The 21076-nt window shown below is 71.0% G+C and carries 21 protein-coding genes; 9 read left to right on the forward strand and 12 right to left on the reverse strand.

Features of this window, described 5'->3' with window-relative positions; translation table 11 throughout:
• Positions 1-13: 13 nt before the first annotated feature.
• The 5 genes from B7K24_RS04810 to B7K24_RS04830 form a co-directional block, all read right to left on the reverse strand.
• Positions 14-553, reverse strand: a complete 540-nt coding sequence (locus B7K24_RS04810; RefSeq protein WP_084128985.1) for a hypothetical protein — start codon at positions 551-553, stop codon at positions 14-16.
• Entirely contained in the window at positions 550-1344 is a 795-nt protein-coding gene (locus tag B7K24_RS04815) for an ABC transporter ATP-binding protein (RefSeq protein WP_084128986.1), read from the reverse strand. Before B7K24_RS04815 ends, B7K24_RS04810 begins: the two co-directional genes overlap by 4 nt.
• The gene (locus tag B7K24_RS04820) at positions 1341-2372 is read right to left on the reverse strand and encodes an iron chelate uptake ABC transporter family permease subunit (RefSeq protein ID WP_084128987.1); all 1032 of its coding nucleotides are present in this window, start codon (positions 2370-2372) and stop codon (positions 1341-1343) included. The genes B7K24_RS04815 and B7K24_RS04820 overlap by 4 nt, the downstream gene beginning before the upstream one ends.
• Positions 2369-3361 (reverse strand): iron ABC transporter permease, encoded by a 993-nt coding sequence (locus B7K24_RS04825; protein WP_084128988.1) that lies wholly within the window; start codon positions 3359-3361, stop codon positions 2369-2371. Before B7K24_RS04825 ends, B7K24_RS04820 begins: the two co-directional genes overlap by 4 nt.
• 335 nt (positions 3362-3696) lie before the next feature.
• Positions 3697-5016, reverse strand: a complete 1320-nt coding sequence (locus B7K24_RS04830) for a glutamyl-tRNA reductase (protein ID WP_234986586.1) — start codon at positions 5014-5016, stop codon at positions 3697-3699.
• A gap of 55 nt (positions 5017-5071) precedes the next feature.
• On the opposite strand from B7K24_RS04830, the gene hemE reads away from it, so the two are divergent.
• The 4 genes from hemE to B7K24_RS04850 all read left to right on the forward strand — a co-directional run bounded on the left by hemE (position 5072) and on the right by B7K24_RS04850 (position 9572).
• A complete protein-coding gene (gene hemE / locus B7K24_RS04835; RefSeq protein WP_144268125.1) occupies positions 5072-6163 on the forward strand; it encodes a uroporphyrinogen decarboxylase in 1092 nt (363 codons plus the stop codon).
• Positions 6156-7442 carry an NAD(P)/FAD-dependent oxidoreductase gene (locus B7K24_RS04840; RefSeq protein ID WP_159449150.1) on the forward strand — a complete coding sequence of 429 codons (1287 nt, stop codon included), beginning with the start codon at positions 6156-6158 and terminating at the stop codon, positions 7440-7442. Before hemE ends, B7K24_RS04840 begins: the two co-directional genes overlap by 8 nt.
• 259 nt (positions 7443-7701) lie before the next feature.
• Positions 7702-8376, forward strand: coding sequence for a hydrogen peroxide-dependent heme synthase (gene hemQ, locus B7K24_RS04845; protein WP_084128992.1), 675 nt, complete (start codon positions 7702-7704; stop codon positions 8374-8376).
• A gap of 5 nt (positions 8377-8381) precedes the next feature.
• Complete coding sequence (locus B7K24_RS04850) at positions 8382-9572, forward strand: ferrochelatase (RefSeq protein ID WP_084129256.1); 1191 nt, start codon at positions 8382-8384, stop codon at positions 9570-9572.
• A gap of 144 nt (positions 9573-9716) precedes the next feature.
• Here B7K24_RS04850 and B7K24_RS04855 read toward each other — a convergent pair whose 3' ends face one another.
• Positions 9717-11393, reverse strand: a complete 1677-nt coding sequence (locus tag B7K24_RS04855) for an FAD-dependent oxidoreductase (protein WP_084128993.1) — start codon at positions 11391-11393, stop codon at positions 9717-9719.
• A gap of 107 nt (positions 11394-11500) precedes the next feature.
• On the opposite strand from B7K24_RS04855, the gene B7K24_RS13525 reads away from it, so the two are divergent.
• The 3 genes from B7K24_RS13525 (at position 11501) to B7K24_RS04865 (ending at position 12619) form a co-directional block, all read left to right on the forward strand.
• On the forward strand, positions 11501-11662 hold the full coding sequence (locus B7K24_RS13525; RefSeq protein WP_200808273.1) for a hypothetical protein: 162 nt from the start codon (positions 11501-11503) through the stop codon (positions 11660-11662).
• Position 11663: 1 nt separating this feature from the next.
• Positions 11664-11933, forward strand: coding sequence for a metal-sensitive transcriptional regulator (locus B7K24_RS04860; RefSeq protein ID WP_084128994.1), 270 nt, complete (start codon positions 11664-11666; stop codon positions 11931-11933).
• Positions 11934-12133: 200 nt separating this feature from the next.
• Positions 12134-12619: a hypothetical protein gene (locus B7K24_RS04865; protein ID WP_084128995.1), complete on the forward strand. Its 486-nt coding sequence runs from the start codon at positions 12134-12136 to the stop codon at positions 12617-12619.
• A 74-nt stretch (positions 12620-12693) separates the two neighbouring features.
• Here the strand turns inward: B7K24_RS04865 and B7K24_RS04870 are convergent, their stop codons facing one another.
• The 4 genes from B7K24_RS04870 to B7K24_RS04885 all read right to left on the reverse strand — a co-directional run bounded on the left by B7K24_RS04870 (position 12694) and on the right by B7K24_RS04885 (position 16767).
• On the reverse strand, positions 12694-14007 hold the full coding sequence (locus tag B7K24_RS04870; protein WP_084129257.1) for an NAD(P)/FAD-dependent oxidoreductase: 1314 nt from the start codon (positions 14005-14007) through the stop codon (positions 12694-12696).
• A 116-nt stretch (positions 14008-14123) separates the two neighbouring features.
• Complete coding sequence (locus tag B7K24_RS04875) at positions 14124-15527, reverse strand: class II fumarate hydratase (RefSeq protein ID WP_373994154.1); 1404 nt, start codon at positions 15525-15527, stop codon at positions 14124-14126.
• Positions 15528-15556: 29 nt separating this feature from the next.
• Positions 15557-16483: a carbohydrate kinase gene (locus tag B7K24_RS04880; protein ID WP_084128997.1), complete on the reverse strand. Its 927-nt coding sequence runs from the start codon at positions 16481-16483 to the stop codon at positions 15557-15559.
• On the reverse strand, positions 16480-16767 hold the full coding sequence (locus B7K24_RS04885) for an exodeoxyribonuclease VII small subunit (protein ID WP_084128998.1): 288 nt from the start codon (positions 16765-16767) through the stop codon (positions 16480-16482). The genes B7K24_RS04880 and B7K24_RS04885 overlap by 4 nt, the downstream gene beginning before the upstream one ends.
• Positions 16768-16855: 88 nt before the next feature.
• Between B7K24_RS04885 and B7K24_RS04890 the strand changes: the two genes are divergently transcribed.
• The gene (locus B7K24_RS04890) at positions 16856-17287 is read left to right on the forward strand and encodes a hypothetical protein (RefSeq protein ID WP_159449151.1); all 432 of its coding nucleotides are present in this window, start codon (positions 16856-16858) and stop codon (positions 17285-17287) included.
• A 35-nt stretch (positions 17288-17322) separates the two neighbouring features.
• Here the strand turns inward: B7K24_RS04890 and xseA are convergent, their stop codons facing one another.
• A complete protein-coding gene (gene xseA / locus B7K24_RS04895; protein WP_234986551.1) occupies positions 17323-18585 on the reverse strand; it encodes an exodeoxyribonuclease VII large subunit in 1263 nt (420 codons plus the stop codon).
• A 31-nt stretch (positions 18586-18616) separates the two neighbouring features.
• Here xseA and B7K24_RS04900 point away from each other — a divergent pair, with 31 nt between their 5' ends.
• The gene (locus B7K24_RS04900; protein WP_373994155.1) at positions 18617-19585 is read left to right on the forward strand and encodes a 4-hydroxy-3-methylbut-2-enyl diphosphate reductase; all 969 of its coding nucleotides are present in this window, start codon (positions 18617-18619) and stop codon (positions 19583-19585) included.
• A 126-nt stretch (positions 19586-19711) separates the two neighbouring features.
• Here the strand turns inward: B7K24_RS04900 and rmuC are convergent, their stop codons facing one another.
• On the reverse strand, positions 19712-21019 hold the full coding sequence (gene rmuC, locus B7K24_RS04905) for a DNA recombination protein RmuC (protein WP_159449152.1): 1308 nt from the start codon (positions 21017-21019) through the stop codon (positions 19712-19714).
• Between the last annotated feature and the right edge of the window lie 57 nt (positions 21020-21076).

Genomic DNA, 21076 nt, shown 5'->3' on the forward strand with positions numbered 1-21076 from the left:
GGGGATTCCTTTCCTAGGGGTGGGTCGTGCGGGTGGGGTGGGCCATGAGGCCAGACGTGGTGAGGAGATGGGCGACGAGGCAGGCGGCCGATGCCGCTGTCGCCGCAGCGTCGAGCGCGTCGTCCGTCGCGGCGCGGCTTTGGTCACGTACCGCGACGACGGAGACGCCGAGCGCGTCGTCGCCGCGCACCACCGACTGCAGCGGGGCGCGGGTGTGGCCGGCCTCGCGCAGGGTCGTGACGGTCAGTTTCGCGGGCAGCGGTGAGACGAACCAGCGCACGCCGCCGCGGCGGATGAGGCCCGTGGCGGGGTCGGCGTGGTCGAGGAGCAGGTGAGCGTCCTCGAGCCCCTCGCCCTCAAGATGGCGCTCGAGCACGAGCGCCCGGAAGGTGTGCCCGCACATCGTGGCGTCCGGGCTGTCTCCTGCGACGAGGGTGACCGGACTTCTGGACCCAGCGACGGCATCGGCCGGAAGCGTGAGACGGGCCGCGAGGCCCGGCACCGCGCCCATCAGCGCGGCGGCGGAGCGGATCTGGACGGCGCTGACGGTCATCGGGCGCCTCCCGGGCCGTGCGCGGGGACGATGATCGGGGTGCCCGTGACCGGGTCGGGGACAATCCGGGCGTCGATGTCGAACACGCGGGACACGAGCTCCTCCGTGAAGACGTCCTCGGGCGCGCCGGCGGCGGCGACCTCGCCCTCGCACATCGCGATGACGTGGTGCGCGTAACGGGCCGCCTGGTGCAGGTCGTGGACGACCATGACGATGGTGCGGCCCTGGCGCTCGTTGAGACGGTGCAGCAGCTCGAGGACCTCGTATTGGTGCGAGATATCCAGATACGTGGTGGGCTCGTCGAGCAGCATGAGCGGCGTGTCCTGCGCGAGCGTCATGGCGATCCAGGCGCGCTGGCGCTGGCCGCCCGAGAGCTCGTCGACGACCTTGTCCTGGATGGTGGTCAGGTTGGTCGAGTGCAGCGCGCTCATGACGGCGGTCTCGTCGGTGCTGGACCAGGGGCGCAGCACCTTCTGGTGGGGCGTGCGGCCGCGGGCGACGAGTTCCTTGACGGTGATGCCCGCGGGGGCGAGGGGCGACTGAGGCAGGAGCCCGACGCGCCGCGCGACCTCGCGGGTGGGGATCGAGTGGATGTCCTGGCCGTCGAGTGCGATGGCGCCGTCGATGGGGGCCAGCAGGCGGATGAGCGCGCGTAGCAGGGTGGACTTGCCGCAGCCGTTGGGGCCCACGATGGCGGTGATCTTGCCGTCCGGGATCTGCACGTCCACGCCGTGCACGATGGGCGTGCCGCCGTAGCCGATGACGGCCTTGCGAGTCTCGAGCCTGCTCATGAGGGACCTCCTCGGGATGCGCGCCACACCAGCCACAGCAGGTAGGGGGCGCCGATGGCGGCGGTGAAGATGCCGACGGGGAACTGCAGCGTCGCGGGCATGAGCTGCGACAGCTGGTCGGCGGCCAGGAGCAGCACAGCCCCCATGAGCGCCGACGGAATCAGGGTGACGCCGGCGTTGCGCGTGAGGCGCAGGGCCAGCGCGGGCGCGACGAGGGCGATGAAGCCGATAGGGCCCGTGATGGCGGTGGCGGCCGCCGCGAGCAGGACCGCGGCGACGGACAACACCACGCGCGAGCGGCCCACGGAGATGCCGAGCGCCTTGGCGGTGTCGTCACCCATCTCCATGGTGCGCAGCGCGCGGGCGTGCCACAGGACGACGGGGACGAGGACGGCCAGGATGAGCGCGGCCACCGTGACGTGGGTCCAGGTGCGGCCCGTGACGGAGCCCACGAGCCAGCCGAGCGCTGTCCCGGCATCGTGGACGTCCATGCGCGTCAGCAGGTACTGGGTGAAGGCTTGGGCGACGAAGCCGAGGCCGATGCCCGCGAGGATCAGCCGCAGTGGCACGATGCCTCGCCGCCACGACAGCGCGAGGATCGCGGCGGAGGTGACGAGCGCGCCGATGGCGGCTCCGGCAGCGGTGATCCACAGTGAGGCGCCGATGCCCATCCACATCGTGACGACGGCGCCGGTGCTGGCGCCCGCGGTGATGCCGATGAAGTCGGGCGAGGCCAGGGGGTTGCGCGTGAGGGACTGCAGGATCGCGCCGGCGAGGCCCAGGGTGGCGCCCACCAGCACGGCGGTGAGGGCGCGGGGCGCGCGCACCTGCCCCACCACGAAGTCGCCCGGCGCACCGACGGGGATGCCGACGGCGGCCTTCAGGGAGTCGAGCACCGTGATGTCCGCCTTGCCCCACGACAGCGCAAACACCAGCAGCCCGGCCAGCACCGCGAACATGAGGAGGCCCACGGCGAAGGTGCGCTGGTGGGTGGTGATGCCGAGGGGGCCGATGCGCAGGATCTTCACAGCTCCACCACCTTCATGCGGCGAGCCATGAGGGCGAAGATGAGACCACCGATGAGGGCGGTGGTGATGCCGACGCCGATCTCGCCCGGGGGTGCGATGACGCGGCCGATGACGTCGCACACGAGAACGAGTGCCGCGCCGCCGAGCGCGCTGACGATGAGCAGCCACGGCAGCGAGGCGCCCACGAGGGCGCGGGCGAGGTGAGGCACCGCGAGTCCCACGAACACGATGGGGCCGGCCGCCGCGGTGGCACACGCGGCGAGCAGGGTAACCACCACGATGACGACGGCGCGGGTGGCGGTGATGTTGATGCCCAGGGCGCGGGCGGTGTCCTCGCCGAGTGCCACCGCCTGCAGCGGGCGCGACACGATGAGCGCCGCGATCACCGCGACGATGACGATGGGCAGCAGCGACGTGACGTCGTCCGACTGGCGGCCCGTGAGGGAGCCGGCGACCCACAGGCGGTACTGGTCGAGCGTGGAGTCGCTGACGAGCAGCACCGCGTTGATCAGCGATGTGATGAGGGCGGTGAGGGCGACGCCGGCGAGGGCGAGGCGCACGGGGGCGCCCGCCGCGGCGCCGCGAGCGCCGATCGCATAGACGATCACGGCCGCGATCCCCGCGCCCGCGAACGCAAAGGGCACCTGCGCGGCGAAGCCGCCGATGCCGAGCGTGAGGGCGATGACAACGGCGAGCGACGCTCCGGCGTTGATGCCCAGCAGGCCGGGGTCGGCGAAGGGGTTGCGGGTGAGCGACTGCATCAGTGCGCCGGCGATGCCGAGCGAGGCGCCCGCGATGATGCCGATGACGGTGCGGGACACGCGCAGGTCCGTGACGATGAGCTGCTCCGGGTCCTCGGGGTTGAGGTCGGTGAGGGCCTCCCACACGGTCGCAAGGTCGATGGCCCGCGCGCCGATGGCCAGCGACAACGCCACGGCGATCAGCAATGCTGCGGCGGCAGCGATCGCGATCAGGGCGCGCCGAGGCATGGTGCTCCTTGTGTCAGGGGGGACCGGCGCACGTCGCGGTGCGCCTGGTGAGGCTTGCCTAACTTACGCCATCTCGCGGCATTAAAGCAACGCGCCCGTCGGGTAAATGGCGACGCCATGCTGGGCGATCGCGCCGCCGCGGGGCCCATCTACCTGGGCTGATGCCGTGATCGGCCCGCTGTGGCTCGGCGCCCCACGGTGTGGAGGCGTGGTGGACCGTTGCCAAACTGTTGCGAAGGATTGTCTCGGGGGAGCCATTCAGTGCGCGAAAATCGCCCGCACCGGGCACTGCGTGACTCGCAGGGCGCAGAGGACCCCGAGGACGTCGTGGGGGCCTAGTGGTGCTGGTGACCCAGGTCGGAATCGACCGGGTGCGACGCGTCGATCTCGTCGGCGGGGCACGCATCGGCGGGGAGGTCCACGTCGATGCCGTACAGCGCGCGAATCGCGCCGAGGTAGCGATCCGCCTGACCGGCCTGCGCGTGCTCACGCGCCCGGACGGTGGGGGTGTGCAGCAGGGTCTTGGCAAAGCGGCGCAGGGCCTGTTCGGTGGCATCGGCCTGCGCGATCGCCTCGGCGGAGGCGCCGGCGGCGGGACGCACGCGGGCGAGCTCGCGCTCGAGCAGTCCGAAGACGTGCTCGCGCAACGCGACAACGGCAGGGTCGAGCGCTCGGGCGGTCTCGCCGTCTCCGAAGCGGGCCACGGCGTGAGCGACGATGGCGCGGGCAGCCTCGATGGCGTTGACTGACTCGCCGGGCGCGGTGGCGCCCACAGAGTCGAGATCAACCACGTGGACCCCGCGCATCTGGGCGACGCCCGGCGCGACGTCACGGTGAAGTGCGAGGTCGACGATCGTGAGATCCTTCGACGCCTCCGCGCGCGCGGCCGCGACCATGGCGGGCGTCAGCACGATCGACTCGCCGCCCGAGCAGGCGAGCACTATGTCGACGCCGGCGAGCGACGCGCGCAGCTGCTCGAGGCTCAGCGACGCGATGCCGTGGCGGCGGCCGAACTCCTCGCCGCGCCCCGACGGGGAGTACACGCCCGCGATGTCGACACCGCGGGCGAGCAGGGAGCCCACGCCCGTCTCGGCGAGCGCGCCGGTGCCGATGAGCACGGCGCGGGCACCCTGCCACTCGACGGTGGCGGACGCGAGGTCGAAGGCGACGGAGACCACGGAGCGGCCAGACGTGCCCAGGCCCGTCGACGACGCCACCACGCGCGAGGTGCGCAGCGCGGACTGGAAGAGGCGGTCGAGCGTGGGGGAGAGGTGGTCGGCAGCTTGCGCGTCGTTGTGCGCGCGGCGCACCTGGCCGGAGATCTCGCGCTCGCCCACGACCATCGATTCAAGCCCCGAGGCGACCGACAGCAGGTGCTGGACCGCGTCGTCGCCCTCATAGGTGGCGAGGGCGGTGTCGATGGCACCACGGTCGAGGGCGCTGGAGCGCTCGATCGCGTCCACGACGGCGGCGCGGCCGGCCTCGACGTCCTCGACCTCGAGGTAGACCTCGAAGCGGTTGCACGTCGGGAGCACGACGGCACCGCGGATGGGGGAATCGCTCTTCACCACGGTCGACCCCAGGGTGTCCGAGCCAATGCTGAGCTGCTCAAGCACGGTGAGATCGCGATTGTGGTGGCTGGCGACGAGAGACATCAATACCACGTCCCCCATTCTGACACGTCCGCCAAACAAGGCAGAATCGTGGGTCATGAGCTTCGACCTGCTTCCTTCCGACCATCCCCTTGCCGCCGGCGTGACGACGGATGCTCCGCTGATCGCGGCGCTCGAGGGGAGGGCGCCCACGCATCGGCCGGTGTGGTTCATGCGCCAGGCGGGACGGTCGCTGCCCGAATACCTCAAGGTGCGCGAGGGCACGACGATGCTCGAGTCGTGTCTGGAGCCCGCGCTCGCGGCCGAGATCACCCTGCAGCCCGTGCGGCGCTACGGAGTGGACGCCGGCATCTTCTTCTCCGACATCGTCGTGCCGCTCAAGGTGGCCGGCGTGGGCGTGGACATCGCCCCCGGCGTCGGACCGGTTTTTGAGCGGCCGATGCGCACGATGGCCGACATTGAGGCGCTGCCCGAGCTTGGGGAGCCCGGCGACGGCGGCGACTTCGACGCCGCGCTCGAACCCATTCGCGAGGCCGTGCGCCTCTCGGTCGCGCAGTTGGAGTCGACGCCGCTGATCGGCTTCGCCGGTGCGCCGTTCACCCTCGCCGCCTACATGGTCGAGGGCCGCCCGTCGCGCGACCACATGGCCGCGCGCGAACTGATGTGGGCCGCTCCCGACGTGTGGGAGGCGCTCGTGGCGTGGACGTCGCGTGCCGCAGGCCTGTTCCTGCGCGCGCAGGTGCTCGCCGGGGCCTCGGCGGTGCAGCTGTTCGACTCGTGGGCGGGGTCGCTGTCGGAGGCGACGTACGTCGAGAAGTGCGCGGGGGGCTCGCGTGGGGCCCTGATGGCGGTGGCCGACCTCGGCGTGCCGCGCATCCACTTCGCCGCCAACGCCGGCCACCTGTTGGACCCCATGGGCGCGGCAGGTGCGACGGCGCTCGGCGTCGACTACCGCACGCCGCTCGATGAGGCCTCGCGGGCCGTCGGAGGCCGCTTCCCGCTCCAGGGCAACATCGACCCCGCGATGCTCGGCGCGCCCGTCGAGGCCCTCGAGCGTCACGTCCAGGACGTCCTCGACCGTGGCTCCGAGGCCCCCGGGCACGTGGTGAACCTGGGTCACGGTATGCCCCCTCACGCCGACCCCGATGTCGTCAAGCGCATCGTGGATGAGGTGCATGAGCGTGGCTGAGCCGCGCTCCTGGACCGTCATCGGTGCGGGCCCCGCGGGCCTGCTCTCGGCGCGTCGCCTCGCGGCCGCGGGTCACTCCGTCACGGTTCTCGAGGCCGAGGGCCACGTCGGCGGACGCGTCTCTCGAGTGCGCGTCGACGGCCTCGACATGGACGCCGGTGCCGAGTCGTTCGCGACGCGCGGCGGCTATGTGGAGCGCCTCGTTGAGGAACTGGGCCTGACCGATCGCCTCGTGGCTCCCACGGGTGGGCCCGCGTGGATCGTGGGGCCGGACCGTGCCTATCCCATGCCTGCCGCCGGATGGCTAGGGATCCCCACGCGGTCCCTCGCGCCCGATGTCATTCGCGCCCTCGGCCTCGGCGGCGCACTGCGAGCCGCGGTCGAGCCGTGGCTGCCGCGCGAACTGGTCGCCCCCGACGCGATGCTGGGCGAGGTCGCGCGCCGGCGCCTGGGCGACCGCGCCGTCGAGCGGCTGATGGCGCCCGTTGCTCGCGGCATCTTCTCTCGCCCGGTCGACGAACTGCGCGTGGATGCGGCGGCGGGCGGACTCGCCGCCGAGATCACCGAGCGGGGCCTCATCAGGGCCGCGGGGCACCGGCGGGCCAACGCGCCCGCGGGCTCGGCCGTGCTGGGCCTCGACGGCGGCGTCGCGACGCTCACCGACGCGCTCGCAGCCGATGCCCGCGCGAAGGGCGTGAGCATCGTGACCGGGGCCGCGGTGTCGTCCCTGATGCGCGTCGATCAGGGCTGGAGGCTCTGGACCGAGGCCGGGCGCTACGACGCCGATGCGGTCGTGGTCGCCTCCTCCCGCCCCGCCGCGGCCGCGTTGGTGCCGCAGGTCGAGCGCGCCCCCGACAAGCAGGTCGCGCTCGTCACGTTGTCGCTGGACGCCCCCGAGCTCGATAGCCATCCGCGCGGCTCAGGCGTGCTGGCGATCGACGGGGTGACGCGCGCCAAGGCCCTCACTCACGCGACCGCGAAGTGGCGGTGGGTGGCACGCGAGGCGCCGCGGCGTCATCTGGTGCGCCTGTCGTACTCGCTCGAGACCGCCGAGGACCTCGCGCCGTTCGCGCTCGCGGACGCGTCTCGCCTGCTGGGCGTGCCACTCAAGGACAGCCAGGTGCGCGACCTGGTGCAGGTGGTGTGGCACGACGCGTCGCCCACACGTGCCGGCGACCGCGAGCCCGTGCCCGGCATCCACCTCGTTGGCGCAGCCGCCGGGTTCTCGGGGCTGGCGGCCATCGTGGACGACGACCAGCGCTCCACGCTCGGCGCCTAGCCCGCCCCGCATGTAGCTCGCCCCGTACGCAGCCCGTCCCGTACGAACGTGACGGTGATGCGGACGCCACGCCGCGCATCGGCCCCCGACACGCCGCCGGCGGTTGGAATCACCGTCACCTCGAAACGGCCGCGGCCAGGGACCAACGTCCCGCTCGGAACCAGCGCGCGGATGTTCCTCGGACCGCCATGTGCCCGTGTGCAGCGAGCCCGTGCCTGCGCGATTTCCCCTGACCGCCGCGAACGGTGAGAATGGGCGCATGACCGATCAGCCTCACGGTTTCACCCTGTTCTCCGTCCTCGACGGTTTCCTCGACGCTCCCGATGAGGAGCTTCAGGAGGTCGTCGAGCACTTCGATGCGGCCGTCGAGGAGCTCGCCGAGCATGACGTGGTCCTGCGCGGCATCTACGACGTGTCGGGCCTGCGCGCCGACGGCACCGTCATGCTGTGGCTCCACGGCCCCGACCTCGCCGACCTGCAGCTCGCGCTGCGCGAACTGCGCGCCACCGAGTTGCTCGCCGAGACCAAGCTCACATGGTCCGCGGCCGGCGTCCACCGCGCCGCCGAGTTCAACCGCGCCCACGTGCCCGGGTTCCTGCGCGGTGAGCGCGCGCGTGACTGGCTGACCGTGTACCCGTTCGTCCGCAGCTACGAGTGGTACCTCCTGAGCGACGAGGAGCGCGGCCAGATGCTGCGCGAGCACGGCATCAAGGGCGCCGCGTTCAAGGGCGTCGTCGCCAACACCGTCGCCGCCTTCGCGCTGGGCGACTACGAGTGGCTGCTGCCCATGGAGGCCGACGAGGTGACCGACCTCGTCGACATGATGCGCGACCTGCGCTACACGGAGGCCCGTCGCCACGTGCGCGAGGAGGTGCCGTTCTACACGGGCCGACGCATCGAGACCGCCGAGGCCGTGGAGGTGCTGGCGTCGTGACCGACATGCCGACGCTCGCCGCCGCTGAGCGCACGCTCGACCCCGCCACCTACGACTGCATCCTGCTGGCCGGCTTCGGCGGGCCCGAGGGCCAGGACGACGTCATCCCCTACCTGCGTAATGTGACGCGCGGACGCGGGGTGCCGGACGAGCGCCTCGAGGAGGTCTCGCACCACTACCGCCACTTTGGCGGCATCAGCCCCATCAACCAGCAGAACCGCGACCTCAAGGTCGCGCTGGAGGCGGAGATCGCCAAGCGCGGCCTCGACCTCCCTGTCTACTGGGGCAACCGGTTTTGGGCGCCGTACTTCACGGATGCGCTCAAGGAGCTCCACGCCGACGGCCACCGCAAGGTGCTGGTGCTCGTCACCACGGCCTTCTCGAGCTACTCCGGTTGCCGCGCCTACCGCGAGGACCTCGCCGAGGCGCTCGCACAGACAGGTCTGACCGGCGAGCTCACCCTGGACAAGGTGCGCCAGTACTTCGACCACCCCGGGTTCGTGCAGCCCAACATCGACGCGGTCCTCGGCGGCCTGCGCGAGCTGGCCCTGGCGGGCAAGGCCGAGGGTGCGCACGTGATGTTCGCGACCCACTCGATCCCGTCCGCCGCAGCGAACGTGTCCGGCCCGCGCGAGACGCTTCCGAGCGGCGAACCCGTGCCGACGAGTGATGGCGAGGACTGGTACGAGGGCGGCGGCTGGTACGTCGCGCAGCAGCGTGCCGTCTCGGCCCTCGTGATGGACGCGGTCGAGAAGGAGTTCCCCGGCGTGCCGTGGTCGCTGGTCTTCCAGTCGCGCTCGGGTGACCCGTCGATCCCGTGGCTCGAGCCCGACATCAACCTCGCGATCGAGGCGCTGCCGGAGTCGACCACCGGCCTCGTGATCTCTCCCATCGGCTTCGTCTCCGACCACATGGAGGTCGCCTGGGACCTCGACAACGAGGCTCTCGAGACCTGCGAGGAGCGCGACCTGCCCATGGTGCGCGTTCCGACGGTGGGCGTGGACCCCGCCTTTGTGTCGGGGCTCATCGACCTCGTCGAGGAGCGGCACGTGAGCGAGGGCGGCACGCCGCGCGAGCGCGTCGCGCTGACGGATCTGGGGCCGTGGCAGGACGTGTGCCCCGCGGACTGCTGCCTGGGACGCGCGAAGAAGCCCACCATTGCCTCGGCCGCTGCCGACGGAGGCGTGGGCGCCTAACCCTTCCCGCGCTGTGTGTACCGCTCAACACACGGCAGTGACGCACGTGACTGAGGGGGCTGATGTGAATGCGCATCAGCCCCCTCAGTCACATCATCACCAGGTGTGTGTTGAGCGGTACGCGGGCGGCTGGGAGCCCTGGGATCAGACGGCCGATGCCATGGCCGGCTGGGCGGCCGTCGCCGCCTGGCCGTCGCGCCAGGTGAGGTAGCCGCCGTCGAGGTTGACCGCGTCGTATCCCAGTTGGCGCAGCAGGCGGGCGGCGGTGTGGCCGCGCTGGCCCACCTGGCAGTGCACGACGATCGTCTTGCCCTGCGGCAGCTCGCCGTGACGGGCACGCAGCTCGTCGACGGGGATCGACAGGGGCTCCTGCCAGTCGACGGTGACGGTGCCGCAGGCGTGCTCGGCATCGGTGCGCACGTCGAGTACCACCGGGGCCTCGTCGGCCGTCAGGTCGTGCCACTGCACCGACGGGGTCTCGCCGGTCGCAAGATTCTCGGCGACGTAGCCGAGCATATTGATGGGGTCCTTTGCCGAGCCGTAGGCGGGGGCATAGGCCAGCTCGAGGTCGGCCAGCGAGCTCGCGGTGAGGCCTCCGGCGATGGCGGTCGCGATGACGTCGATGCGCTTGTCTACGCCAGCCTCGCCCACGCCCTGGGCGCCCAGGATGAGGTCGGTGTCGGGGTCGACGAGGAGCTTCAGGGTCATCTGCGCCGCGCCGGGGTAGTAGCCCGCGTGGTGCATGGGGTGGGTGTGGATGACCCGGTGGGGGCGGCCCTCGGCCAGCAGGCGCCGCTCGGAGCGGCCCGTCGCGGCGGCGGTAAGTCCGAACACACCCACCACGGCGGTGCCGATGCTCGGCACGGCGTGGTGCGCGCGACCCGCGATCACGTCTGCCACGCGGCGGCCATGACGATTGGCGAGGTTCGCCAGCGGAATCAGCGTCGGGCCGTCGCCGAACGCGTCGGCCTTAGTAGCCGCGTCGCCCACCGCGAAGATGGCGGGGTCAGAGGTGCGCATGTCGTCGTCCACGAGGATCGAGCCGCGCGGGCCCAGGTCGAGTCCGGCGTCGGCCGCCAGCGAACCCTCGGGCTGGACGCCGATCGCGGCCACGACGAGGTCGGCGGGGACCGTCTCGGTCGAGCCATCCGCGAGGGTGACCGCGGCATCGGCCGTATCAATCTGGCTGACCGAGGCGCCGGTGAGGACGCGCACGCCGTTGGCGGTCAGGCGCTGCTCCACGCGAATCGCCATTTCGGCGTCCAGCGGGGTGAGGACCTGGGGCGCGAGCTCCACGACGGTGACGTCGAGTCCGCGGTGGCGGAGGTTTTCGGCGACCTCGAGGCCAACAAATCCGGCGCCGATGACGACGGCGGAGCGGGACTCACCCGTGGCGGCCGCAAGGCGGTCCACGTCGGCGATGTCGCGCAGGGTGAGGGCACGCTCGGCGCCGGGGATCGGCGGGACGATCGGCCTGGCTCCAGGGCTGAGGATCAGGGCATCGTAGGACTCGGTGGACGAGGTGCCGTCGGGGCCGGTCACACTGACGGTCTTCGCGGACCGGTCGATGGCGGTGACGCGTGAACGCACGCGTACGTCGATGTTGAAGCGGGCGGCGAGCGAGGCGGGGCTCTGCAGGAGCAGGGCGTCGCGCTCGGCGATGACGCCGCCCACGTAGTAGGGCAGTCCGCAGTTCGCGAACGAGGGGTGATCGCCGGCCTCGAGGACGGTGATCCTTGCGTCCTCGTCGAGGCGGCGCAGGCGGGTGGCGGCGGACATTCCGGCCGCGACCGCGCCGACGATGATGACATGCTGAGCCATGAAGATTCCTTCCGTGGGATTGCATCCAGAATACCCCCGGGGGTATAGTGGTCGCAACCCCGCCGGTGCAGGATGCCGGCAACGTCTCAACCTCAAGGAGTTCCCTGATGTGTTCACCCACCACCTGCCGCCAGTGCGGAAAGACCACCTGGACCGGCTGCGGCCAGCACGTCGACTCGGTCAAGCGCACCGTGCCCGCCTCGCAGTGGTGCGGCGGCCACGAGAAGCCTGCCGGCCGCTCGTTCTTCCCCTGGCTGCGCGGCAACTGACATGAGCACCGATGACGTTGTCGTCCAGCGCGCGGCGCTGAACCGCCTCAAGCGCGCTCGCGGCCAGCTCGACGCGGTGATCCGTATGGTCGAGGAGGGCCAGGCGTGCGAGCCGACCGTCACTCAGCTCGCTGCCGTCTCGAAGGCGCTCGACCGTGCCGGCTTCATGATGATCTCGACCGGCGTGAAGGACTGCTTGACCTCGGACAACGAGGAGGGCCGGGAGGAGGCGCTCGAGCGCCTCGAGAAGGTTTTCATGTCGCTCGCTTGACGCCGTCGACGACAGGGCGGGGCGCCACGGATGGTGGTGGCGCCCCGCCCTGGCGCATGCCTGGGGTCTTGCGCCCGCCCGCGAGCCATTGCGGCGCATTCTCGACATTGCGAAACAAGACTGTTGCGTAAATCCTCGCTGGCCGTTACCGTTGCCGCATCGCCCCGCGAGCCGGGGCCGCGAGCGTCAAGGAGCACCGCATGACCGTCCCCGTGTCGACCCTCGTGCACGTCTCGGCCCTCGCCGCCGCCGTGCCGCAGATCACCGTCTCGCTCGATACCGACGGAGGGTCCACCGTCGTCGTCGGCGACGTGCCTCACGCCTCGATGTGCCCCCACTCCTTCCGCCACGTGGTCGCGACCTGGCCGGCGGACGGCGGCCACGAGCCCTGCGTGGACGCCATCCGCTTCGACGGCGCCGACTCACGTGGCGCCGTGCTCGCGCAGGGCCAGTCGCGCTGGTTCGTGAGTGAGCTGGCCGCCCAGCCCACCGTTGCGGCGCTGCGCGCCATCAAGCCGCGTTCGCGAGGGGCGGTGGTGCAGGTGCGCTTCGACGCGGTCCTCGCCGTCAGCGTGGTGCGCCTCGAGTCGGACACCCTTGCCGCCGAGGCTCTCGACGACCTCGCAACCGAGGCCTACGCGGCATGCGCCACCGAGCATCTCTTGTGGGCGGCCACCGCGGCCTGAAACCCCTGGACCCGAGCGAGCCTCGGTCACGGCCCGCCATCGACCGTGACCGAGGCTCACCAGGGTCGAGGGCGTCAGCTGTCCGCCGCCTCCTTGAAGGCGCGACGCGGCTCGTGAATGCGTCCCATCGACACGAGGTCGCGCCGGAAGAACAGCGCCGTGGTCCAGTCCACGATGACCCGTGCCTTGCGGTTCACCGTAGGGATCTGACTCATGTGATATGTCCGGTGCATGAACCACGCGGGCCAGCCGCGTAGTTTCACCCCCATCACGTCGGCGACACCCTTGTTGAGGCCGAGCGACGCCACCAGCCCGAGGTGCTTGTGCTTATAGTCCGCGAGCGCGCGACCGGCCAGGTGGTCCGCGAGATTCTTGCCCAGGTGGCGGGCCTGACGCACGGCATGCTGGGCGCTAGGTGCGCAATAGGCGGGCTGCTCCTTGGTGAGGTCGGGAACCTGGGCGCAGTCGCCGGCCGCCCACGCGCCCTCGACGACGGTGCCCTCCTCGTCGGTGACCTGCAGGGTAGGGGAGCAGATGACATGTCCCTTGGGGCCGAGCGGCAGGTCGGAGGCCGCGAGCACGGGAGAGGGCTTCACGCCTGCCGTCCACACGAGCGTATCGGCCTCGAACTTCTCGCCGTTGGACAACTCGATGTGGCCGTCGACGCAGGACTCGAGCTTGGTCTCGAGGAACACCTCCATGCCGCGCTCGCGCAGCTCCTTCAGGGTGTAGTCGCCCATCTCTTCGCCCATTTCGGGAAGGATGCGGGGCATCATCTCGACCATGACGAAGCGCAGGTCCTCGGGCGTGAGCTCGGGGTAGTAGCGCAGTGCCGCGCGCGCCATGTCCTCGGTCTCGGCGAACGCCTCGACACCGGCGAACCCGCCTCCCACAAACACGAAGGTGAGCAGCCGTCGTCGGAGCAACGGGTCTTGCGTCGATGCGGCCCGCGCCAGCCGTCCCAGCACGCGGTTGCGGAGGTTGATGGCCTCCTCGACATACTTGAAGCCGATGCCAAACTCCGCGAGCCCGGGGATCGGAAGGGTGCGTGCCACGGAGCCCAGGGCGATGACGATCTCGTCGTAGCCCAGCGTCCACTCGTCGCCAAAGTCGCTCGCGACGTCGACCTCGCGCGAGCCGTGACGGATGGACGTAACCTTGCCTTGCAGAACGCGCACACCGGACATCTCGCGTCGCAGGGGAACGACCGCGTGGCGTGGCTCGATCGACCCGGCCGCGGCCTCCGGCAGGAACGGCTGGTACGTCATGTAGGGGCGGCGGTCGACGATGGTGATGTCGACGTGATTGCCGGCCTTCTTCTTCAGCGTCAGGGCGGTGTACAGGCCGACGTAGCCGCCGCCGACGATCAGGATCTTCGTTGCGCTCATGGTGACCTCCGAGAGGTGCAACCGACCGCGCCCCCGCTGTGTTCCACGCAGACGCCAAGGGCCGATGCCGTGGCGAGGCTTCGTACGAAACCCGCCACCGCATCGGCCCCGAGACGTTAGCGCTTGCCCACCATGGTGGTGACGTCGAGCAGCTCGTCGAGCTGGGCCTCGGTGATCTCGCCGCGCTCGACGAAGCCGAGGTCGATGGTCGCCTCGCGCACCGTGAGCCCGGCCTTGACGGCGTGCTTGGCGATCTTCGCGGCGTTCTCGTAGCCGATGACGCGGTTGAGCGGCGTGACGATCGAGGGCGAGGCCTCGGCGAGGAAGCGCGCGCGCTCGACGTTCGCGGTGATGCCGTCGATGGTGCGCTCGGCGAGCACCTGGGAGGCGTTGCCCAGCAGGCGCATCGACTCGAGGACGCCCAGCGCCATGACGGGGATCTGCACGTTGAGCTCGAAGGAGCCCGAGGCGCCCGCGACCGCCACAGTCGCGTCGTTGCCGATGACGCGCGCGCAGACCATGAGGGTGGCCTCGGGGATGACCGGGTTGACCTTGCCCGGCATGATGCTCGAACCCGGCTGCAGGTCGGGCAGCGCGATTTCGCCCAGGCCCGTGTTGGGGCCCGAGCCCATCCAGCGCAGGTCGTTGCAGATCTTCGTCAGCGACACCGCGATGGTCTTGAGGGCGCCCGAGACCTCGACCAGGCCGTCGCGCGCCGACTGCGCCTCGAAGTGGTCGCGCGCCTCGGTGATCGGCAGGCCGGTGTCTTCGGCGAGCAGGGCGATGACGCGCTGCGGGAAGCCGTCGGGGGTGTTGATGCCGGTGCCGACGGCGGTGCCGCCCAGCGGGACCTCGGCGACGCGGGGGAGGGCGGCGCTCAGGCGCTCGATGCCGTAGCGGATCGCCGCGGCGTAGCCGCCGAACTCCTGGCCCAGCGTCACGGGGGTGGCGTCCATCAGGTGCGTGCGGCCGGACTTGTAGACCTCGGCGAACTCGCTCGCCTTCGCCTCAAGCGACTGGGCGAGGCGCTCGAGCTGCGGGAGGAGGTCGTTGACCAGCTGGCTCGTGGCGGCGACGTGTACTGAGGTGGGGAACACGTCGTTCGACGACTGCGAGCAGTTGACGTGGTCGTTGGGGTGGACGTCGCTACCCAGGGTCCGGGTCGCGAGGGTCGCGATGACCTCGTTGGTGTTCATGTTGGAGCTGGTGCCCGAGCCGGTCTGGAAGACGTCGACGGGGAAGTGCGCGTCGTGCGCACCTGAGGCGACCTCATCGGCCGCCGCGACGATCGCCTCCGCGATGTCGTTGTCCAGCACGCCGAGCTCGGCGTTGGCGCGGGCGGCCGCCTTCTTCACGCGCGCGAGCGCCTCGATGTGGCGCCGCTCCAGGCGGATGCCGGAGATGGGGAAGTTCTCGACGGCGCGCTGGGTCTGCGCGCGGTAGAGCGCGTCCGCGGGGACGCGGACCTCACCCATGGTGTCGTGTTCAATGCGGTACTCGGGGTGTGCGTCGTTGCTCATGGCGCACATTGTGTCAGGACCGGAGCCCTTTACGGGAGCGCGTCCAGTTCGGCCGCGGTAGGCGGGTTGGCGCCCGCTCGGGACACCGTGATGGCGCCGATGCGCACGCACCGGTCGAGCACGGCGCTCACGGTAGCGGCGTCGACGGATCGCAGCGCCTCGCGGCGGTCCGCGCCGAGCAGGTTCGCGCCCCACAGCCCGTCGATAAGGCCGCTCATGAACGAGTCGCCTGCGCCGACGGTGTCGACGACCGCGACACGCTGCGCCGGCACGTCCACGCGGACGCCACCGGTCACAAAGGCGCTCGCGCCGTCGCCGCCACGCGTGACGACCACGAGCGCGGGGCCGGACTCGACCCAGGACGAGGCGACCTCGTCGACCGGTGCGCCCTCGGTCAGCCAGGCGATGTCCTCGTCGGAGACCTTGACGACGTCCGCCTGAGCGATCAGCGCCTCCACGCGCTCGCGAGCCTCGCCCGGCGCGCCCATGAGCGACGGGCGCGCATTGGGGTCGTAGGTGACGGTTGCCGTGTCGCGTGCGGCGGTCACGGCCTGCATCACGCGGTCCGCGCCCGGGTCAAGAACCGCCGCGATCGAGCCGGTGTGCACCGCGATCGGGTTGGCGCGCGGCGTGGCCGCAGCGGACAGGTCCCAGGTGAGATCGAAGTCGTAGGTCGCGGCACCTGTCGCGTCGAGCGTGGCCGCGGCCACCGACGTCGACGGGGCGGCGTCCGAGCCCGCGGCGAGGGTGACGCCGGCCCCCTCGAGATGAGCGCGCACGGCGGCGCCCCTCGCGTCATCGCCGAACCACGTCAGGAGCTCGGCGTCGCGGCCCAGCCGCGCCAGCCCGAACGCGACGTTGGCGGGCGAGCCGCCCACGTGCTCCGACGTGGAGCCGTCGGCGCGCGTCACAGCATCGATGAGGGCCTCACCAATGACGAGGGCGTGGCCGCTCACTCGTCGTCCTCGGCAGGGATAACGCCCACGACGCCGGCATCGGACGCGTCGTCGAGAGCCGCGTCGTCCTCGACTGCGTCCGTGCCGCGCGCCGACGTGATGCGGTCGCGTGCGCCGTCGAGCAGCTCCTGGCAGCGTGCCGCGAGCGCCTCGCCGCGCTCCCACAGCCCCAGAGATTCCTCCAGGGTGGCCGCGCCGGCCTCAAGCTTCGCCACGATCGCGACCAGTTCGTCGCGCGCATCCTCGTAGCCCAGTGCCGCCACGTCGTCGTTGGTTCCTGCCATGCCCGCCAAACTACCGCGTCATAGTCGCTGGTGTGGGCCCTCTCATGGGGCACCCGTCCACACACGACATCACAACGGAGTGATCGCCATGTTCAGCGCCCAGTACTCACGCCAGACCGCGCTCGCGAGTCTGCAGGACCTCAACGCCCGATTGACCGACCACGAGCTCGCCACCCTCGCCCGCTCGGACGAGGCGATGGTGCGAGCGGCCGTCGCCGAGCGCCCTGGAACCCCGCTGACGACCCTCCTGAAACTCTGCCGCGACGAATCCGCGACCGTGCGCGCGGGCCTCGCCCGCAATCCGCGACCCGACATGCTCCCGCAGATCCATGAGGATCTCGCGGCCGACAAGGTCGTCGAGGTGGTGCTCGCTCTCATCTCTAACCCCGCCGTGCCCGATGCGCTCATCGCCAGGCTGGGTCGCCAGTTCCATAAGGAGTACTCGGCCGCGGCGCGCGAAAGACTTTCCTCGAAGGGTGGGGCGGCGGGTCTCCTCGGGCGCGTGGGTCTCGCGCGCTGATGGGCGGCCGATGCCGTGGCCGGGTCTCCCGGCCGTCACCCGTGAGTGGCGGTCACCTCCGCATCGGCCGTGCCGGCAGCGAACCTCAGGTGAAGCGCGTCGCCCGCGGCGAGGGCGCTGGCATCCCGGACGACCTCGCCTGACGCGGTGCGCGCGACCGCGTAGCCGCGGTCGAGCGTGCCTTGAGGTGACAACGCGGTGAGGCGAGCGGCAAGCTCACGCGCCGCGGCATCGGCCGCCGTCAGGATCCCCACGAGCGCGCGACCCGAGGCATCGTGGACGCGGGAGAGCTGGTCGCGGAACGGGTCGAGCATCCGTTCGGGGTACGTCAGGACCGGGCGCGAGCGGAACTGAGCGAGGCCGGCGTGCTCGCGGTCGATGCGCGCGGTCATTGCGTGGCGGGCGTCCGCGATGAGGCCGGCGATGGTGTCGCGTTCGATGGCGGCGTCGGGGACGATCCGCTTGCCCGCGTCGGTGGGCGTCGACGCGCGGTAGTCGGCGACCAGGTCGAGCAGCGGGGAGTCCTTCTCGTGGCCGATGGCGCTCACCAGCGGCGTGGCCGTGGCGCCCGCGACGCGGACCAGCTGCTCATCGCTGAAGGGAAGCAGGTCCTCGAACGAGCCGCCTCCACGCGCCACGACGATGACGTCCACCTCGGGGTGGGCGTCGAGCTCTCGGATGGCCGCGGTGGTCTCGGGGACGCAGCGTGCGCCCTGGACGGTGACGCGCCGGATCTCGAAGCGCACGGAGGGCCAGCGGCGCTGAGCATTCTCGACGACGTCGTGTTCGGCGTCGCCCTGGTTGGCGCACACCAGCCCCACCAGGGTGGGGACGAGGGGGAGCTCGCGCTTGCGGTCGGCATCGAACAGCCCTTCTGCGGCGAGCGCCTCCTTCAGCGCCTCGAGCCGAGCCAGCAGGTCGCCGAGCCCCACAGCGCGCATGGCGTCGCCCATCATCTGCAGGTCGCCGTTCTTCATCCACCACGTGGGCTTGGCGTGGATGACCACGCGGGCGCCGTCGTTGAGGGAGCCACCCAGGGCATCGAGTTCGGTGGCCGGGACCGTGACCTTGAGCGACATCTGCTCATCGGTATCGCGCAGGGTGAGGAACACCATGTGCTTCCAGCGCTTGACGTTGAGTACCTGGCCCTCGACCCACACCTCGGGTAGGCGCGCGATGAAGTCGCGAATCTTGGGCGAGAGGTGGCGCACGGGCCAGGGACGCTCGGGGCTGGTCTCCGCGGCGGTCGCTGGAAGCGTCACGGATCCTCGGTCGTTGGACAAGGGGGCGTCGGTCACGCCCCTCAGACTGCCACGTAGGATGGACGATATGCCTGACACCAAGCCCACTCGCGTGCTGCTCGCCGCCCCGCGCGGCTATTGCGCCGGCGTCGACCGTGCGGTGATCGCCGTCGAGAAGGCGCTCGAGCTGCACGGCGCACCTATTTACGTGCGCAAGGAGATCGTCCACAACAAGTATGTGGTGGAGACCCTGTCCGAGCGCGGCGCGATCTTTGTGAACGAGACCGACGAGGTTCCCGAGGGCGCCCGCGTGGTGTTCTCCGCCCATGGCGTGTCGCCCGCGGTGCGTGAGGGCGCGGCAGCCCGCAACCTGCTGACCATCGATGCCACGTGCCCCCTCGTCACCAAGGTGCACAAGGAGGCCGTGCGCTTCGCGAAGTCGCAGCAGACCATCCTGCTCATTGGTCACGAGGGCCACGAGGAGGTCGAGGGCACGGCCGGAGAGGCGCCCGAGCACACCATCGTCGTGAACTCGCCCGAGGAGGCCGACACCATCGAGGTGGCCGACCCCGACAACGTCGTGTGGCTGTCCCAGACCACCCTGTCCGTGGACGAGACGATGGAGACCGTGCGCCGCCTGCGCGAGCGCTTCCCCAATCTCCAAGACCCGCCCAGCGACGACATTTGCTACGCCACGCAGAACCGCCAGGTGGCCGTGAAGAAGCTCGCGCCCGAGTGCGAGCTGGTCATCGTGGTGGGCTCGGCGAACTCGTCGAACTCGGTGCGCCTGGTCGAGGTCGCGCTGCAGTCGGGCGCCGATGCGTCCTACCGGATCGACCGCGCCTCCGAGATGGACGAGGCCTGGCTCGAGGGCGTGTCGACCGTGGGCGTCACCTCGGGCGCGTCCGTGCCCGAGATCCTGGTGCGCGACCTGCTCGATCGCCTGGCCGGACTCGGTTATGCGACCGTCGAGGAGGTCACGACCGCGACCGAGGACCTGATGTTCTCGCTGCCGCGTGAGATCCGCGCCGACATGAAGGCCCGCGCCGCGTCCTGAGGTCGCCGACGAGCGGTCGCCGTCCCGGAGGGTGCACGCATCTGCTCAGAGCGACGGTGGCTGTCCCATAGGGGGCACGGATCCGCGCACAGCGACGGTGGCTGTCCCCTAGGGCGCAGGACGGCGTTAGTCCGTCAGCTCGGGCGCCGCGAGCGCGCGAGGCTCGGTCTCGACCTGCGGCACGGCACCCAATTCGGACTCGAGGTGTTGCATCTGGCCAAAGCGGCGAGCGCTGACCAGCACGCGCGACTCGAGCGAGGCGACGGTGGCGTTGTAGGCCTTGGTGGCGCCCTCGAGCGAGCGGCCCACCTTCGCGAGGTGCTCACCCATGGTCGACAACCGGTCGTGGAGGTCGCGGCCGGCGGCGAGCACCGCCTGAGCGTTCTTGGCCAGAGTGTCCTCGCGCCACGCGTGCGCGACGGTGCGCAGCATCGCGACCAAGGTGGTGGGGGAGGCGATGAACACGCGCTTGCCGTAGGCGTACTCCTGGAGGTCGGCATCCTGTTCGAGCGCGGCCTGATAGAACGCCTCTGACGGCACAAACATGACGACGAACTCCGGTGCCGAGTCGAACTGGTCCCAGTAGCGCTTGGCCGCGAGGTCGTCGACGTGCTTCTTCACGTGCCGCGCGTGGGCCGCGAGCCGGGCCGCGCGCACCGTCTCGTCGTCGGTCTCGAAGGCCTCGAGCAGGGCCGACAGCGCCACCTTGGAGTCGACGACGATGGTGCGGCCGCCCGCCAGATGCACGGTCATGTCCGGCCGCAGCAGGTTGCCGTCCGCGTCGCGCACCGAATCCTGCTCGGTGAAGTCGACGTGGGGGAGCATCCCCGCGAGCTCAACCACTCGCCGCAACTGCACCTCGCCCCAGTTGCCACGCACATCCGAACGCCGGAGGGTATTGATGAAGTCGCTGGTGCGCTTGTCGAGTTGGGCGGACGCCTCGAGCATCTGGCGCACCTGCTCGGTCAGTTGGGCCTGGCCCGCCGCGCGCGTGCGGTCGGCCTCGGCGGTCTGGCGTTGCACCTCGGCCAGCGCCTTCGCGACCGGCTCGACCATCTGCTTCACGGCCTGCTCGCGCTTGGCGAGCTCGGCGTCGGCCGCAACGCGTTCGCGGCTGAGTCGTTCCTGTGCGACCTGCAAGAGCGACTCCTGGCTGGCCCGTAACTGACGCGCGGAGAGCTCGGCAAACTGCGCGCGCAGCGTCTCCTGATCACCGCGCACCTCCTCCAGGCGCGCGGCGTGCGAACGCAGGAGCTCCGCCTCGCGCCGGCTCCACGCCTCGGCGTCGGACCGCAGCCGCTCCTCGAGGGCGTCAGCCCTCGCGGCGGCGCGTGCGCCCTCATGAGATGCCCGGGCACCTCGCGCGGTCGCCCACACAAATCCCCCCGCCACCCCCGCGAACAGGGCCAACACCACCATCACCGTCTCGATCATGGCCACACCCTCGCACGGGCCCCTGACATCGGGGGCGCTGTCCGTGCCTCGAGACAT

Origin of the sequence: Demequina sp. NBRC 110055, assembly GCF_002090135.1 — a bacterium.
GTDB lineage: Bacteria > Actinomycetota > Actinomycetes > Actinomycetales > Demequinaceae > Demequina.

Coding starts and splice junctions, on each gene's coding strand:
- B7K24_RS04810 (WP_084128985.1), bottom strand. CDS start 553: ATGACCGTCAGCGCCGTCCAGATCCGCTCCGCCGCCGCGCTGATGGGC.
- B7K24_RS04815 (WP_084128986.1), bottom strand. CDS start 1,344: ATGAGCAGGCTCGAGACTCGCAAGGCCGTCATCGGCTACGGCGGCACG.
- B7K24_RS04825 (WP_084128988.1), bottom strand. CDS start 3,361: ATGCCTCGGCGCGCCCTGATCGCGATCGCTGCCGCCGCAGCATTGCTG.
- B7K24_RS04830 (WP_234986586.1), bottom strand. CDS start 5,016: ATGTCTCTCGTCGCCAGCCACCACAATCGCGATCTCACCGTGCTTGAG.
- hemE (WP_144268125.1), top strand. CDS start 5,072: ATGAGCTTCGACCTGCTTCCTTCCGACCATCCCCTTGCCGCCGGCGTG.
- hemQ (WP_084128992.1), top strand. CDS start 7,702: ATGACCGATCAGCCTCACGGTTTCACCCTGTTCTCCGTCCTCGACGGT.
- B7K24_RS04850 (WP_084129256.1), top strand. CDS start 8,382: ATGCCGACGCTCGCCGCCGCTGAGCGCACGCTCGACCCCGCCACCTAC.
- B7K24_RS04855 (WP_084128993.1), bottom strand. CDS start 11,393: ATGGCTCAGCATGTCATCATCGTCGGCGCGGTCGCGGCCGGAATGTCC.
- B7K24_RS13525 (WP_200808273.1), top strand. CDS start 11,501: ATGTGTTCACCCACCACCTGCCGCCAGTGCGGAAAGACCACCTGGACC.
- B7K24_RS04860 (WP_084128994.1), top strand. CDS start 11,664: ATGAGCACCGATGACGTTGTCGTCCAGCGCGCGGCGCTGAACCGCCTC.
- B7K24_RS04865 (WP_084128995.1), top strand. CDS start 12,134: ATGACCGTCCCCGTGTCGACCCTCGTGCACGTCTCGGCCCTCGCCGCC.
- B7K24_RS04870 (WP_084129257.1), bottom strand. CDS start 14,007: ATGAGCGCAACGAAGATCCTGATCGTCGGCGGCGGCTACGTCGGCCTG.
- B7K24_RS04875 (WP_373994154.1), bottom strand. CDS start 15,527: ATGAGCAACGACGCACACCCCGAGTACCGCATTGAACACGACACCATG.
- B7K24_RS04885 (WP_084128998.1), bottom strand. CDS start 16,767: ATGGCAGGAACCAACGACGACGTGGCGGCACTGGGCTACGAGGATGCG.
- B7K24_RS04890 (WP_159449151.1), top strand. CDS start 16,856: ATGTTCAGCGCCCAGTACTCACGCCAGACCGCGCTCGCGAGTCTGCAG.
- B7K24_RS04900 (WP_373994155.1), top strand. CDS start 18,617: ATGCCTGACACCAAGCCCACTCGCGTGCTGCTCGCCGCCCCGCGCGGC.
- rmuC (WP_159449152.1), bottom strand. CDS start 21,019: ATGATCGAGACGGTGATGGTGGTGTTGGCCCTGTTCGCGGGGGTGGCG.